Raw genomic sequence first — 15,040 nt, forward strand, 5'->3', positions numbered from 1 at the left:
GTCAATACCTGTGATTTGCCGTGTTTCATCGGGGGTAAAGACTTGGGCTTGCGGGTCGACTTGTGTCCAGATTTTCACTGTGGTGGTGCGCCGCATCACCTTCACATCAATCACACCTTGACCGGTAAAAAGCCCCGTTGCAATGGTTCCACCTTTTCCCCGTGCCACAACATTTTTTGTCCCAGCCGTAATGTTTGGAGGAATCTTGAAACTCCCTTCAAGGGTGCCTTTGCTATTGGCAACAAGGCGGCTTGTTGGTAAGACATTCACGCCATCAAAGCTAAGGCTGTCCAAGATTTCACCACTGCCAAAACCTTCAATCTTAAAGTTCAGCTTAATTTGTCTTAAAAAATCGATTTGCTCCTTTGCTGTATTCACCAAATCATCACGGATTTCTGTCTTAACGATGCTTCTTCCACGGTTCTGCCCCATATTCAGTTGATTGGTCACACCAGAGAGCCAATCAGTGCGCTCAACATGCCAAAAATCTGTCGCGGGGGTAAGGGTGACTGTACCAGGGAGGGGCGCAAAATTTTGATAAGGATTGATCTTTTCACAAGCGGTTGTCAATTCTTGCGCAATGATCACTTCATTGGTCCAGTCAAGCGTGACAGGTGCGTTCAAGGGGGCAGTATAAAAGGTTGGATCAATGGCGAGCTGCAAAATGCCGTTGCCTACAGCCCCCGTTTGTTGAAAGCCTTCATCTCTATAAGCGTCATCGAGAAAGGGGTCAGCAAACATGCCTTTTTTGGCAACAGGTTCTTTAGAGTCCACATTGCTTTTAATGCGCTCTAGTTGCATCAAGCGGTCAAGGGAGAGCACCCGTTGAAAATAGCGCCACATCTCATCATAAGGGGCAACCCGTGTGCCATCATTGACCACAACCGGCGTTTCAAGCCAATTGTTGGTGATCGTTGCAAGAGAGAGCACATCATCAGGGACACTTGGTGCCATGGGTTGGTCTGATGAAACCCCTTTGATGTAAACCACATTGCCCCCTGTGTTAAGACCAATACGGTCAATGCGGGGGAGTTTGTAAGTGTAACTCACAATAATATCACCACTTTGCGCTCCACCTGAGACGGTGATTTCCTGTGCTGTGACTTTATCAGCCGTGATTTTTGCGCGATAGCGGTAAGTCACCTTATAGCTGCTCCCTGCTAAAGGTTCGTCTCCCACGGGAGCCCAATCAATGGTGTCTCCGGTTTTTTTAAAATCTGTGCCTTCTTTAAATTCCTTGCTTCCTTGAACGACTTTGATAAACGCGGTGATGCTTTTATCAGGCACACCATCACGCCCGGAGGCAACCGCACCACGGGTGACGTTAACGGTTTTTTCTTTTGTCAACAAAAGAGACTGAATATCAGCAATAGGAAAATAATAGGGTTTAAAGGTAAAACTTGTTTTCCCTTTTGGGGGTGCAAAAATATGCGTTTCGCTTGGAACAACGCTTGTCGAAAAGTCTTGCACCTCTTCATGGCGCAAGGCGGCAAGGCGTTTACGTTTAAAGCCATTGATATTGGCTTCTCCTTCTTGAATACTAAACACTTGGCAACCGTTATTGGCTCCCAATGCACTTACACGGCAGCCACTCACGATATAATGCCCATGGGCGCGGTCATATGTCGCAATAGCTTGCATGGCGGGTTCAAGTAGTGAGGGGGATTTTTGATCAATGAGAACACCATCTTGCAAAATGTAAACGGGGAAAAACGTGCCTTGCTGGTCATCATCTTTGAGAGCCCAGACAAGTTTTGCGATCTCGCGTGCCGCACCTCCTTCTCCTTCTGCTAAAGTGCCCGGAACTTGCCCCAAGAGCTGTGGATCATCTTCATGAGTTATCCATTTCTTTTGTAGCTTTACACCGATTTCTATACGTCCAACCATAGAAACATTCTCTAAGACGGCATTTGAGACGGGAAAGATATCGCCGGCGATATAAATCTTGCCCTCTGTTAAAGTGACGGTTTGCTTATCTTTATTGACAAAGGCATCTGCTCGTTCAACACGGTCTCCTTCTTGTGCCACAAGGCGCCCCAAACGGTCATGACGCCCCCTTATGATGGTTTGAACTTCATTGAGTTCTCCCGCTTGAAGAAAAGGGCGCTGTCCATAAAACACAACGCTTTGTTGTTCATCTTTGCTAACGGATCGATCAATTGCAAAAGGCAAACCACTTTCATGCTTCATATTAAAACCTCAATAAAATTTTGAATTGTTCGCGAACATCAGCACGCAAAGGAATGTTGATAGGTGTTTTAAGGATCTCTACTCCACCACGCAGTTCATCAGCCCCTAGCCAAAGTTTGCCAGGAGGTGTTTGTTCTACGAGAGAGCCATGAACGAGGAGAGAAACAGAGGCGGCATGTTTGTCATCAACATCTTTAAAATTGGTGCGCGCTGCAAGAAACAACATTGTCCCTGTTGTGGAAGGGTTAAATTTGTTGCCACAATGGCTGTAAATACCCTCTAAAGCTGGTTCGACAGGCGCTACAGCATAGCATCTGCGATACCCAATCAGAGCGTTATCGAGATCTCTTAAAGCCAAATAAAGCGTGCGGTTTTGGAACCATTCTGCCATCAATATGTCGCGTTCGTGTTTTTTAACCGAACACCATGGAAAATTTGCCATGTCCCAGGGATAGTCAATTTGGTCCCAGCTTAACTCTTCGTCACCATCATCAATCCAGTTACCAATCAATGTGCCTTCTTCTTTTGTGAGAACGTGGTTGATTTCTGTTGTGCGTCCAAAGGAAAACAATGTTCCTCCAGCTGTTAAGCGAACACCGCTCTCATACTCCAACATGCACTCATCAAGGCGTGACATATTGCCTTCCATAGCCCCCACATCATAACCATAGGTCCCACGGCGAAAATCAGAGCGCAAACTTTTGGAAAGGTCGGTAATTGCTTCAATAGCTTCAAGGCTTTTTCGTTCAGGCAAGTGATCAAAGTAGAGTTGAAAGGAATTCCACCATGCCCGCCCCGTCCATGCGGGTTGAAAGCGTGCAGAAATCTCTAACCATTCAAGCCCCATCTCTATTGCAGCTATAGAGCCGCGAATATTTTGCCATGCAAGACCCTGATCAATTAAATCATAAAGGTTAGAGAAATAAGGGCTTAATTCTTGTAAGCCATATTCGTCTATTAAAAAGGGCAACCAAGAAGGCGGACGCGTGATAAATTTCGCGCGGGGTATTTCTTCGAGTGCCGTTTTAACGTGAGGGTCAAAAGCCATTGCTTCGGCAAAACAACGTTCAAACAAACTCGAATTCGGTGGCAAAAGTGAAGAAAGCATCAATAAGCACGCCCCCCTTCAGACAAAACAATATCCCCTAGTGCGACCGCTTCATCCGGTGCGACCAAAATATCCTCACAAGGATGCGTTATGTTCACATGGTGAACGCCCTCAACCATCAGGCGGCTTAATATCCAACTTATTGAGAGATCACGCCCAAGCCTTTGCGCACGCGCCCATTCTGCTCTTAAATTCTGCTCCGCTCTTTCCAAAACAAAGGCGCCTTCATCCGGTAACAACCAAAAATCAGCAGAAACATTGATCATCCGCTGTACTGCGCTTTTCACAAAGATGTGGTCATTGGTCATTTTAACATGGGGGCAATCAAGGGCTGCTTGCACCTTGGCAATTAAAGCCTCATCAGCCACCCCTGAAGGGGTGTCACTAAAAAGCGCAACATGAATAAGCGGGCTTTTACCCTCACGATAAACAAAAGCATCTTTGACATGGATATCACTAGAGAGAGCAAAATATTGATAACGGGGCACTGTACCCCCTGTGGAATGCCCTTGCCGGATCAAACGAATGCGGCGACGCAAACGCTCATCATCTTCATCCAAAAGGCGCGTAACCCCGTGAAAATCCCCCAAATGATCTAAACTTGTGCCATGCGCAAATGTGAGTAAATTATCCCGCGCCACTTCATTCATCCGCTGGCGCAATAGCAACTCTTCATAAGCCGCCGCTTGCAATTGAATGACCACGGGATCATAAGCGGTTTTTTCCACATTGTAAGGGATATGATGCGCCGCAAAAAGCTCAGTCAAACGCTTAATCTTTTGCGCTAAAAGCCTTTCAACAGAAAGCTCTTCAATCACTTGTGGTAGCGGAAGCTGTAGAAGGGGTAAATGTTCAAGCTCTGCCATAGGAGACCTCTAGCGGAAATTGTCTCTCTTGCCCATGGGACCAATCCCCCAAATGCCCATCGGGGTAAAAAATGCCCCTTAAAACAAAGTGGAATGTTCCCTCACGCGTTGCTTTGGTCAAATCAATCCTCTGCAGTGAAAACCCAGGCTCTCCGCATTCTGGATCATCGAGCGCTTGCACAATTTCTTGATAAAGACGTAAAATCGTTGCAGGATCAGCATTGGCATCTTGGAACTCCTTAACATCACATCCATAATGGCGACGCAAAACCCGTGTTCCCACCCGTGTCATTAAACATTTATGAATGGATTGTTGGCAATGATCCCAACCATATAAGAGAGAGCCATCCTTTTCGCTCATCCCGCACCGCATGCTTTAAGCCCCCTTTGTTGTCTTTGTGGTAGAAACCGTTGGGGGGGCAGAAACAACAGGTGCTGGTTTTTCAGCAATCTGACCAAGAAGAAGCGGATATTTCGCTGCCTCTTCATTTAAACGAATTTCCTCACCCTTCCCCGGTGAACGCTGTCCTGCCACAAAATCGGCATTGGTTAAAATAACATAAGTTTTCTCACGCATCATAAAACTCCTTTAAAGAGGGCTAGAGGTTGTGGAGGGACCCATTTTGACCCCACCATGTTTGTGGCTTGCTCCAACAGATTTTTGATTGTGCTTTAAATCTTCTGCTTGAATCTGCACGCAGTCCGTTAATTCAACACGGGTTGATTGGTGGCAAAGCATGAGCCCTTGTGCACTCAAACGGACTTCGTTTTCCCCATGGGAGAGAATAAGTTCATCTTTAGTCATTCGCAGTGCACCCCCTGCATAACAAAGCGCAAGCTCTTGGAAAGAGCGTGCTGGATTTTGTGCATCATCACTATAGCTATCGCGTACAACCAGAGACGCAGAGCCAATTTCGCCATGGGGATTTAACAAGCGCACTGGATCACCAATGTTTAAAGGCATATTGCTTGAAACAGCACCAGCAGCTTCTTGCACCTGTAGCCAAGGCGATAAAACCGCTTGTCCATTGGCACCTTCACAAGAAAGCTTCACCCGCACCCTATGCCCATCAATTTGCGCCACCCGCCCCATCATGTGCTGGTTGGCAAGACAGCGTTCAAGCGCATCAAGGCGCTTCATGATTTGCCGAAAGGTCTCGCCCAACAAATGCGCATCATTCATGCCAACACCTCATTATCACATGAAATCAAACCACCTTTGAGTTGTCGTTTGTCTTCACCCGCAAAAATATCTTTTCCTAAATGATGCAAATCTTGATGCCATTCCACCACACTGATCGATACACCGCGCTGCTTAATCGCCGCAGAAATAATGGGGTCAATTGACACATCCCGCGGGACACTCAAATGCGTTAACCCCCACAATTGTCCGCTATGGCATAAAACCCCTATCGCTTCTGCCAAAAGCCAACTGGAAACATCCCGCTCTTTACCTGTGGTGATAATAAAAGCCCCTAAATGAAGATCAGCACTCATCTGTCCAGAAGGCATAGGATTTAAACGACTTTCTAACACCGCAACACGCACAGCTGGCGCCACAAGCATCTGTGTTTCAAGCTCTTCTAAATTAAAACGCCCAAATTGACAGCCGCAATCACGCACATCTGGCAAAGCGCCTTTAAGGCTCTTTATCACCGCTTCACGAAACGCATTAATGCGCCCTGCTTGTGTGATCGTTTGTCTCATGAAAAGACCCTTTCCAGCCAATCTTCTGTTGCTTTGACAATTTCCACTTTATTGTGCTCTGAAAGCCCTAAATAGGCACGTGCCGGCATGGTCACTTGATGCACACACACAAAGCGGTGTGCCTTGCCGCTTTTAAGAAAGAAGCGCAGGGCTTTGCCTTTTTTCGGGAAAATAGCCCCACCCAATTGATGAATCCGCGCATAAACCAACCCAGAGCCCACAATCACCTGTTCTGGTGAAGCTTTCATATCAATGGAGCGTGAAAGCGCCCCACTGGCATAAAGAATGGAGGTGCGAGCATGATTGTTTTTCCACTTCTCTCCTTGGGCAGACGTTTTTTCGCTTTGAATGCGCCGCCTTGTGCTCTCTTGGATGAGACGCCCAACCCCTTGTGATAAAGTTCCCATCGAGCTATCAGCGCCCTTTTGTAAAAAGGATAAAGCCGCTTCAAGCCCGCTCTCTTTAATCTCAATATGGGTTGAAACAGACATGTTATCTTCCCATCAAACGCGGTTTGGCATGGAAAAAAGCCCCATCACGAAGCGGTCCATCTTCACTCATAATTTTAGGTTCATCGACCCCCAGACCCGCTTTGCCTTCCGCAATGCGTTTCAAGAGTTCAACCGCCTGTTTGTAGCGATCTTCAATGGTTGTGGTCAGTGCCGTATGGCGTATGGCTAAATTATAAACAGCAATATTGACACAAATCATGCCAAGAGCCGCCGGCTGTCCAGCAATCGGGACCAAGTAGCGATGAGACAAATGCACATCAATCTCACCACTTGCTTGGTTTAGAGCAAGGGCAATAGCTTGATCGAAAAGCACTGGATCAGAATTCTCATCATCAAAAGCACATAAGTCTTTCAAGAAATCATCACCCCAGAGCTCTTCAATCAATGTTTTGCTTGCATAAGCCATGTTTAAAAGTTTCCCTTAGACAACTTCTTGCAGCAACACACCGGCATCTTTTGCTGCCACCAATTCGCACACCCGTTCACCCACACGCACCCGTTTACCACCCGATAAACCAATATCTGGATCAGAGATCACCCCAGAGATACGCTCACCCAACTGAGCACTAAAGCCCCAACTGATGACCGATCCATCCGCCTGTTGCTTGGTGGGATCAATATAAAGCAAAGCGATCTTATTGCCCCAAACGCGCGCCAATTGCGCCGAACGCCCTTTGCGAGCTAAATTCACTTGCGATTCACCAATGAGTAAACGATCGGGGTGTATTTCCATCAGATCAGCAAATTGCGCTTTGGTGACAAAACCATCAGCAGTGTCACCCCCCTTAACGGCTTTAATGATTTTGGGATGACGTTTGAGTTTTGACCAAACAACTTTACCCATCACAATGGTGTTGGGCGTATAGACGAGGGCTTTGTCCTTCGCCTCATCTAAAGTGGCATAAGGATCAGATTTCTCATAATCACTGAATTTATTTTCACCCTTAAGGGTCATCACCCGCTCTGGTGCGTAATTTTCACTTCTTTGCACAAGAGCTGCTACACGCACTTCACGCCCCAATTCCAGCAAATTGGCAAGTCCCTCTACAGCGGTTTTTTCGGGATTATAACGAGAGCGCTTTTCTGCCCGTGCGCGGGCTGCTGCTTCAATATCTGAATTGGGAATAAGGTCATCAAGCCCGTAATCTCTCACACTAGCTTCCCGTTCAAAGGCAGAAAATTCCACCACATTCGGGCGCCCTTTTCGCCCAACCTCAAGTTCAGGAACGGTAAAATTTTCCGCTAGAGGAAATTCACTATATTTAAACACTTCACTTAAAACACCAACACGGGGCAAAACTTTATCGCCAATAAGAGAACCTGCTGGATTGCGATACCCAATAGCAATCGCGGTAAGTGTTGGATCAATGGGAAAAGGTCTGTTCATTTTAAGCCTCGCTTAATTAATTTTAAAAGAAATAACATCACCAGCAGAACCATCACTCATGGCAATGCCAATAGTGCGATCTGCTGCTTCTGCCTTAATAGCCTGCCCCTTGAGGTCAGAGGTTAAAAAGTCACCAAAGGAAACATTGCCTCCACAAACCACTTCGCCCCAACCACATTGGCCAACATCAATCATCTCACCAGCCTTGGCTTCACAAGACCCTGCAGTGCCTAATAATTTATCACCCTTACCAGTAGCCGTTGCCACCATTCCATCACCGCGCGCTGCAACAATGCAATAAGGTGAGATCTCTGCAAAAGCGCGAAAAGATTTCATCAAAATTGTCGTACTCATGATTGGCGCTCCTTTTGCTCGCTAATATAATCAACTGCTTGGCTAATGGTGATGTCGAAGCCTTGTGCTTTCTGCTCTTGTTGATAATGGCGTGCCGCAAGCGCAATATCTTCTGGCGCAAGCTTTGCTTCTTGCACCAAGGCACACACTTCTAAAGGGCTTGTTGAGGCAAGCGCCGGCAACTTCTCAACCAAAGTTTTAAAATGTTCCATACCCCCTTCAAGGCTACAAAGGGCACGATATTCTTCACGTGCAGCAGGCAAAATCTTGCCCTCTTCAATCGCTTTGTCTAAAAGACTCTCAATCGTCGCCTTTTTTTGCTCTTCCCGCAAAAGTGCTAAATCTTCTCGCGCTTTTGTTAATTGGGTATTTAATTCCACCCGTTCTTTTTCGCGTGCTTTAAGCGTTGCTAAAATTTCTGCAGGTTTTGCATCTTCTGCCAGCTCCAAAGCACTGGCAATGGCTGTTAAATCCATCATTTTCTCCGTCAAGGTTGTTGGGGACACCACAAGGGGTATCAAAGGGGGTGTTAAAGGGGTTTCACGGCTTAAAGCCGTCATCACAAGGGCAGGACGGTTCACCAACCCTGCCCCTGCCAAACTTAAAATCTCACCATTTTTAGAATGACGAAACTCAGGGGAAAGATAGCGATACTCTCGGGCAATAATCTTTTTAGCTGCCATATCGGTCCATTTAACCCGACCCCAAATCGCACCATCCCGCTCTGCGAGTTCTTCAATCCAACCGCTAGCCGGCGCTTCCAAGCCGTTCCTCGCTCTGTGATGTTGCCCATGCTCATAATCAATCACAAGTGGTCCTTTATTGGCTGCAAAAGCCTTTAAAATCCTTTGTGGGTCATAATGCCATTCCCGCCCATCACGTGCCTTCACATGGGGCGCTTTAGGCAATAGCTCGACCCATTCCGGCGCTTGGCTAACGGTGGCGTCTTCACATAAAATATCTTGGCATAAAACGTCTGGGCAAAGGTCAATGAACGCGGCATAAAATGTTTCAGCATGCCCATCTTTTTGATCTTCGTGAAATTCCTGTTCCATACATTGCCTATTGCTTTACAATCGTCATTGGCAATACAATGCATGAAACTTACTCCCACCATAAGCCTGACACTGTCAGTCAAAAGAGCATTTCTTTAAAAAAGCACTTTTTTCTCTATTATTCTCCTTGTGAGAAAAACCCCCGTGCCAAACCATCCCATAAAATCCTCTTCCCAGTCACTTAAAGCCTCTTCAGAAAGTCGGTCCAATTCGTCGTGATGTTTTCCACCCTGCTCTTTTCCAACCCCTTCTTTTCTTGTCACAGAAACATCAAAAACACCCCCACAATCAGCACAAACATGAGCCTTTTGTTGCCCCGCATTATCCTCTTGTTCTCTCTCATCATCAGGTGCATTATCAGGAGCCCTTAAAACATCCTCTTCTTTTGTTGGTTGCGAAAAGCCAATCTTATTGCGCACTTCTTGCGCCCCAACACGCAATCCTAAAGGCACAAGTTTTTCTAAAGCATCGCTAATGGCTTTAATATCTTCATTTTCCGAAATCGGCCAATAGACAAGGGGAGTGCGCTCTTGGCGCCCAAAATTAATCTCAACAAAGGGCACAATCAAATCACGATTAGCTGTCAAAGCCAATTGCCGTGCATCAGCTCTGGCAATATCATGGCGCACATTTTCATGAATGCGTGCTTGCGAAAAGGACGCGCCATCATCCGTCGTCATGGTTTGCCCCAATACCCCTTTAGAGATCTGTCGATCTAAATATTCCGCCTTTGCGGCAAAAACCGCATTGCCACTGCCCCCTGCCGCTTCAATAAATTCAATCTCCATCTCTTTGGGAATAATCGCTGCCGCATCACTGGATAAATCACGCACAGCTTGAATAAGAACCCGCCGTTCCTCATGAGAAGAGCTTGCACCATATTTCCCCACACGCAAGGGCATGCCGTAAACTTCTAAGAACGCCATCCAATCTTTCAAGGTATAAGACTTAAACAAAAATGCCCAAGCCGCAAGCCGTGCAAGCCCAGAGCGGATAGGTAAGCCACTTTTCAACTTGGGTCTGTGAATGGAAAATTTATAAGCAGGCAACTCTGTTCCGTACAAAGACCCCTCTTCTTTTAAACGCAAATGAAAGCCATCACGCCGGTCCAATTGAAAAAACCGCTGATCACGCCATTTCCAAGCAACCGGCCACCATTCCTTGGCACTCTTGTCCCACAAGGTTTCAACAATCGCATAGCCTTTTCCCAAAGCATCTAACAAATCCGTCACATAATCATCAACAAAGGTAGGTGCACTAATCATTTCTCGAACAGCATCGGCAATTTTTTTGTCCTGTGCACTGTTGCTTGCAGCAATCACCCCAGGCTCCACCCCTGTGAGAGCATTTTTACGCATGCCAAGCACAGCACGATAATGTAAATCACGCTCTTCCATATCATCAGCAAGTTGGAAAAACTGCTCTGGCTGCCCCCGTGCTGCCTGTTGCAAAATATCAGCAAGTTGCGCAGGTGTTAAACCACTGACAATGGTTTGTGACCATACATCACGAATACCGCCAATGCTTGGACTTGCCACCTCCCGCTCCAACCCTTTGATATGAAGCGCCCTACCCCATTGATCAACCAGTTTTACCATCTCATCATCCCATCAATATATCTTTGATCTCGTCGTTGAAAAAAAAGGCGTTGAAAAGAGTGGGCTTTCATTAAAACCATAAACCTCTCTCACAGGCGTATATTCGTAAATTTCAGGCGCCTGCCGACTGGCAAAATAAGCCAAAGCGCAAGCAATCGCGCTATCACCATGGCGCATAAAACCGTCACTGCCTTTAAAACGATGATTGTCTGGAATTTTCACAATGCCATTAACATAAGCAAGCGCTTGATGATCCGCAACAATGTCACTATCGCGCGGCAAAACAATGGACCCATCACCAAAAGCTTCCAAATAAGCCGGCATTTCTTTGCCATACCAACTTTGCGACAATTGTACTTCCCTCACACAAGCCCCATAACGCTGCGCTGCTTTTTCTGCTAAATAAGCCCCATTGCCACGTGCATCCAAAGCGCCCCCCAACAAACGCGGCAAACCACTAACCACATAAAATAAAATCTCTCTTTGTTGATCAAACGGCATATTGCGCAATTCCACCATAAACCGGACACGGCGCACCAAATCTTGCCCCACTTCCATCACCACAATCGACGTTGCATCGCCGCTGCGCGCAAAATCAACCCCAAAAACATGTTGGCGCCGCCGGTCAAGCCTAACATGCAAAGGTTTTACATGCTTCTCACACCAAGCAAACGCCACTTGACTTCGTTGATCATCCGATTGATTTTTAAAACCATCCGCACAAGCAAAACGCAACACCGCAATATCTCGCGCACAACAATTTTCAATCTGTAAGCGTGTTAAAGCCGCCCCTTCTTGATCTGCCGGTATGGCATCTAATTCTTGGCGCATAGCACTCAAACGCACCCCATAAGAAGCGCGGATTTGCTCTTCCCATTTTTGCTCAGCTGCTAAACTCCAACCCTCCCCCTTCATGGCACAAACCCGTTTAAACAAGCCATTTTTAACCGCCTCACCAAAGGGATAACAATGCAGAGAAAAAGGAACTTTGCCCGCACGTGCCTCACGGATCAGTTCATTGAAAGGATTAAGCACACCATTGTGTGTTGAGATCACACGGATCTTGCCTCCCCAAATCAACAAAGCATTCACCGCATCCAAAACAGAGCGCACATCTTTATGAAACGCCGCCTCATCAATCACCACAATGCCCTGGAGACCACGGATATTTTCAGGACGGCTTGAGAGTGCCTCAATCCGAAAACCTGAAGCAAAGCGCACGCGGTAAGCAGAGATATATTTTGTCGACCCATCCTCTTTTTGATCAGAGAATAAAAATTCCTCCACATCACCACTATTGCTGGTAAGTGCTGAAGCAAAATTGCTCACATAACCAATAAATTCCCGCCCCTTTTCTTTGGTGTCGCCAATGTAAAAAACATTATCGCCACCAGCTTCACGCGTCGCTGCCGCAATAAGGGTATCATCCAAAGCTTCCGCAAAAGTAATGCCGGTCCGCCGCCCCTTTTCAACCAATTTTAATGGTGACTTATCTTCAATCCATGCCCGTTGATGCGCCATCAAAATCCCTTCCTCCAAAGGATCTTGCTCTTTTGGAAAAGTACTCGCCTGCCAAATATCAAAACCGCTCTGATGATCAAAGACATGACTTTTTGAGAGAGGCTGTTCAACCATTTTTTACCCCCAACACTTGCGCGCGAATAGCCCGTGCCGTCTCTTCTGAGAGCCCCGCTGCTGCCGCTGCCACCTCAACCGCTTTGCTTGCCTTGCTTGTAAAATCCTTTTCCAACTTTTGCCGCCTCGTGGTCGACAAATGTTCAGCAGCCAAAACCCCTTTAAGCGCATTCGCCAACTCTTGAGCAGCCTTTGGCGAAAGGCTTTTCCCACTGCTTAACGTGGAAAAAATAAGCTCTTTAATCGCTGCGGCTGTTAACAGAGTAATATTGTCAGAAGCTTTGGCATCAAAGCGCTGAGAAAGACTTGCCGCAATTTCACGGGTTTGTTCTAAGCGGCGTGACATCACCGCTAAACGCAAAGAATAACGATTAAAACTGGAAAAAGAGGGAATAGAAAAGCTTAAACCCGTTTCTTTTTTTAAAGCCTTCAAAGCCGCTTTAAACTCACCATAAATAGCCATTTGTGTCTTCTCACGCCCATTTAAAGCTTCAGCAGCCGCAGCAATAATTTGATCACAAGCTTGCGGCAATAAATCAATCGCCGTTAAACGTCCACGCCCGACCTTGCGCATCCCTCACCTCGTCTTTTATTGATGAACGTTTGGGACGTTTAATCCCCTCAATGGAAAAGCTCCGGTCTAAATGACGCGCTCCCCGTTCTGTTAACGCCGCAAGAAAAACCGAACCTGCCTGTTTTAACGTGACAGCACCTTGATCTTCCATAAAAGCCAGTTCATTGTGCACAAAATCGCGATCACGCCGGATACCATAACTGTATAACAACCGCTCAATCATCGCACTCGATAAAGTTTCGCTGCGCTCACAAGCTAGCCCTTTTAAAATAATCAGCCGCGCTTCTTCACGGATGATTTTATCCATATCTGCTTTCATTTCTTGGCATTCTCCAGTAAAAACTCTTGCAAGCGCTCACCAATGGCTGCCACCGGTTGTAATTGCGCAGAAAGCGTGTTGAGACGCCCATTCAATTTCTCCATATTCACTTCCAATCTTTGCAACGCATCGCGATCAGGCAAAAAGTCCATCTCCGTTTCTAACTTTTGTACACGCTCTTTAAGCACAACGAGATCTTTCAGCATTTCCCGCGCACCTGAAGAAAAATAGGCTCTCAAAACCCCACAAATCGCAATAACCGATAAAAGCAAAGACAACCAGCCATTGGCAACACTGATATCCAAATTCACGAACCCCTCCTTGACTTCATTAAAATGGCTTTGACAGCTGCTCGTCTGTGCTGTTCACAGATCAATAAAGCAGTGCGATCACGCCCCCAATAGTGCACCACTTCGCGCCCATTCAAAGCACGCTCTGGCAGTAAAACAGGGCGGGCACACGCCATGCGAACAACAGGCGGCAATGCAACCGATAAAAACTGATAAGCAAAACTATCCCTTGGCTTGGGTGTTGAGCAAGCGCACACGCTCAAGCCCAATGCCACAGCCAGTAGTTGGCAATACTGCATTGACCTCCTCCATTTTTGTAAGCCTTTGTCTTAAAGCAGAAATCACCCCTTGCGCTTGATGCTCGGCTTCAAACGCGGCTTGCCTTTGTCGCTCCATTTCAAGCTGTGCACGTGCTGAAACCTTGGCAATCTCCAACTGCCAATACACATCACGCGCTCTTTCCGCCTTTAAAACTTGCGCTTTCATAAAGCCAAAAGCCGCTAACATCACACTTGCCAAAAAAAGCAAACCAAAAGACAGTTTTGAAAGTAGATTAAACATTGCGCTTATCCCCCCACCCCGTTATCTCCACCCCATCATAGGAGCTGCTATGCCGCTTATGGGAATGTTTCCTATTAGAAAAATCCACAGAACCAAAACCGCGGTGCACACCCAAATTGCCAACGATAATCGCCACCATCGAAGGAATAGAAATGCCCGCCATATCAACAATATGCGGTGCCCCAAGCAAACCACCAGAAACGAGCAAAAAAATAACCCCCCAAGCAAACCAAAAGGACCACCATAAATAACGCCGAGACCCCCGATAAGATGGCTTCATGTCTCCACCTCGCATGACAGTCCTAAAAGCTTTTTGGCGCGATTTAAATAAGTCAAACGCTGCACAAGTCCATTCTTGCCCCCATTAATCGCCTTGGTAATCCTCACAACATCATCTTGGTCAGCAAGCTTGTTCAAGCCTTTCATCTGCCAAAACCAAACAGCCGACCAAAGCGCTGCTGGAAACTGTTCCAGCACTTCTGGAAATGCCTCACAATCAACCGCTTGTTCATCAACTAAGCGCCAAAACTTCGTAAAACGACGATAATTATTCCGCCCCGTTAATTGGATCAAACCACGCCCCTTAAAGCGCACACCATCCCCAGGGTTGACATTGCCTAAATCACGCCGCCCCTCATAAGCGCGCCCTGAGGCATATTCACGCAGGGTAAAAAAGCCATCACTCTCATGGGCACATTGGCTTAAAAAATGCGCAACACGCAAATGCGTCGTGAGTGCGCCATAAGACAAAGCTTCAGGCAACACACGTGCCATTTCAACGATAATAAAATCTTGGCGCGCATGATGCGTCAGTTTAGGCGCAAGGCAATGAAGAAAAGAGGCATCTATTGAAACCATAACAAACCACTCAATGAATAAAATTC

General features: G+C 46.7%; 21 protein-coding genes. All 21 read right to left on the reverse strand.

Translation table 11 applies throughout. From position 1 onward, the window contains the following. Nucleotides 1-2,190 (reverse strand): DUF4815 domain-containing protein (locus tag PVV59_RS05920; RefSeq protein WP_273755243.1); only part of this gene is annotated, 2,190 nt, incomplete at its 3' end. A 1-nt stretch (nucleotide 2,191) separates the two neighbouring features. After that, the gene (locus PVV59_RS05925; protein ID WP_273755245.1) at nucleotides 2,192-3,298 is read right to left on the reverse strand and encodes a phage tail protein; all 1,107 of its coding nucleotides are present in this window, start codon (nucleotides 3,296-3,298) and stop codon (nucleotides 2,192-2,194) included. Further along, entirely contained in the window at nucleotides 3,298-4,164 is an 867-nt protein-coding gene (locus PVV59_RS05930) for a baseplate J/gp47 family protein (protein WP_273755247.1), read from the reverse strand. The genes PVV59_RS05925 and PVV59_RS05930 overlap by 1 nt, the downstream gene beginning before the upstream one ends. Further along, nucleotides 4,151-4,537 (reverse strand): GPW/gp25 family protein, encoded by a 387-nt coding sequence (locus PVV59_RS05935; RefSeq protein WP_273755248.1) that lies wholly within the window; start codon nucleotides 4,535-4,537, stop codon nucleotides 4,151-4,153. Before PVV59_RS05935 ends, PVV59_RS05930 begins: the two co-directional genes overlap by 14 nt. Before the next feature lie 3 nt (nucleotides 4,538-4,540). Next, nucleotides 4,541-4,741 carry a hypothetical protein gene (locus tag PVV59_RS05940; protein WP_273755325.1) on the reverse strand — a complete coding sequence of 67 codons (201 nt, stop codon included), beginning with the start codon at nucleotides 4,739-4,741 and terminating at the stop codon, nucleotides 4,541-4,543. A gap of 12 nt (nucleotides 4,742-4,753) precedes the next feature. Then, nucleotides 4,754-5,347, reverse strand: a complete 594-nt coding sequence (locus PVV59_RS05945) for a baseplate assembly protein (protein WP_273755250.1) — start codon at nucleotides 5,345-5,347, stop codon at nucleotides 4,754-4,756. After that, nucleotides 5,344-5,871: a hypothetical protein gene (locus PVV59_RS05950; RefSeq protein ID WP_273755252.1), complete on the reverse strand. Its 528-nt coding sequence runs from the start codon at nucleotides 5,869-5,871 to the stop codon at nucleotides 5,344-5,346. Before PVV59_RS05950 ends, PVV59_RS05945 begins: the two co-directional genes overlap by 4 nt. Beyond that, on the reverse strand, nucleotides 5,868-6,362 hold the full coding sequence (locus PVV59_RS05955; RefSeq protein ID WP_273755255.1) for a phage virion morphogenesis protein: 495 nt from the start codon (nucleotides 6,360-6,362) through the stop codon (nucleotides 5,868-5,870). Before PVV59_RS05955 ends, PVV59_RS05950 begins: the two co-directional genes overlap by 4 nt. A gap of 1 nt (nucleotide 6,363) precedes the next feature. Continuing rightward, a complete protein-coding gene (locus PVV59_RS05960; RefSeq protein WP_273755257.1) occupies nucleotides 6,364-6,789 on the reverse strand; it encodes a gp436 family protein in 426 nt (141 codons plus the stop codon). 15 nt (nucleotides 6,790-6,804) lie between these two features. Beyond that, nucleotides 6,805-7,770 (reverse strand): capsid protein, encoded by a 966-nt coding sequence (locus PVV59_RS05965; RefSeq protein ID WP_273755258.1) that lies wholly within the window; start codon nucleotides 7,768-7,770, stop codon nucleotides 6,805-6,807. Nucleotides 7,771-7,782: 12 nt separating this feature from the next. Beyond that, nucleotides 7,783-8,124 carry a hypothetical protein gene (locus PVV59_RS05970; protein ID WP_273755259.1) on the reverse strand — a complete coding sequence of 114 codons (342 nt, stop codon included), beginning with the start codon at nucleotides 8,122-8,124 and terminating at the stop codon, nucleotides 7,783-7,785. After that, entirely contained in the window at nucleotides 8,121-9,179 is a 1,059-nt protein-coding gene (locus tag PVV59_RS05975) for a phage protease (RefSeq protein WP_273755260.1), read from the reverse strand. The genes PVV59_RS05970 and PVV59_RS05975 overlap by 4 nt, the downstream gene beginning before the upstream one ends. A gap of 95 nt (nucleotides 9,180-9,274) precedes the next feature. Then, nucleotides 9,275-10,777, reverse strand: a complete 1,503-nt coding sequence (locus tag PVV59_RS05980) for a DUF935 domain-containing protein (RefSeq protein WP_273755261.1) — start codon at nucleotides 10,775-10,777, stop codon at nucleotides 9,275-9,277. Between the two features lie 12 nt (nucleotides 10,778-10,789). Further along, nucleotides 10,790-12,412 carry a hypothetical protein gene (locus PVV59_RS05985; protein ID WP_273755262.1) on the reverse strand — a complete coding sequence of 541 codons (1,623 nt, stop codon included), beginning with the start codon at nucleotides 12,410-12,412 and terminating at the stop codon, nucleotides 10,790-10,792. Next, nucleotides 12,405-12,986, reverse strand: a complete 582-nt coding sequence (locus PVV59_RS05990) for a phage protein Gp27 family protein (protein WP_273755263.1) — start codon at nucleotides 12,984-12,986, stop codon at nucleotides 12,405-12,407. The genes PVV59_RS05985 and PVV59_RS05990 overlap by 8 nt, the downstream gene beginning before the upstream one ends. Then, nucleotides 12,949-13,305, reverse strand: a complete 357-nt coding sequence (locus tag PVV59_RS05995) for a hypothetical protein (protein ID WP_273755264.1) — start codon at nucleotides 13,303-13,305, stop codon at nucleotides 12,949-12,951. Before PVV59_RS05995 ends, PVV59_RS05990 begins: the two co-directional genes overlap by 38 nt. Then, nucleotides 13,302-13,616 carry a DUF2730 family protein gene (locus tag PVV59_RS06000; protein ID WP_273755265.1) on the reverse strand — a complete coding sequence of 105 codons (315 nt, stop codon included), beginning with the start codon at nucleotides 13,614-13,616 and terminating at the stop codon, nucleotides 13,302-13,304. The genes PVV59_RS05995 and PVV59_RS06000 overlap by 4 nt, the downstream gene beginning before the upstream one ends. After that, nucleotides 13,613-13,852, reverse strand: coding sequence for a hypothetical protein (locus tag PVV59_RS06005; RefSeq protein ID WP_273755266.1), 240 nt, complete (start codon nucleotides 13,850-13,852; stop codon nucleotides 13,613-13,615). The genes PVV59_RS06000 and PVV59_RS06005 overlap by 4 nt, the downstream gene beginning before the upstream one ends. Beyond that, nucleotides 13,818-14,156, reverse strand: coding sequence for a hypothetical protein (locus PVV59_RS06010; protein WP_273755267.1), 339 nt, complete (start codon nucleotides 14,154-14,156; stop codon nucleotides 13,818-13,820). The genes PVV59_RS06005 and PVV59_RS06010 overlap by 35 nt, the downstream gene beginning before the upstream one ends. Then, nucleotides 14,149-14,436, reverse strand: a complete 288-nt coding sequence (locus tag PVV59_RS06015) for a hypothetical protein (RefSeq protein ID WP_273755268.1) — start codon at nucleotides 14,434-14,436, stop codon at nucleotides 14,149-14,151. The genes PVV59_RS06010 and PVV59_RS06015 overlap by 8 nt, the downstream gene beginning before the upstream one ends. Next, entirely contained in the window at nucleotides 14,433-15,014 is a 582-nt protein-coding gene (locus tag PVV59_RS06020) for a peptidoglycan-binding protein (protein ID WP_273755269.1), read from the reverse strand. The genes PVV59_RS06015 and PVV59_RS06020 overlap by 4 nt, the downstream gene beginning before the upstream one ends. Nucleotides 15,015-15,040 lie beyond the last annotated feature (26 nt).

Source organism: Bartonella sp. MM73XJBT.G (genome assembly GCF_028618435.1).
In the GTDB taxonomy this organism is placed as follows: Bacteria; Pseudomonadota; Alphaproteobacteria; order Rhizobiales; family Rhizobiaceae; genus Bartonella.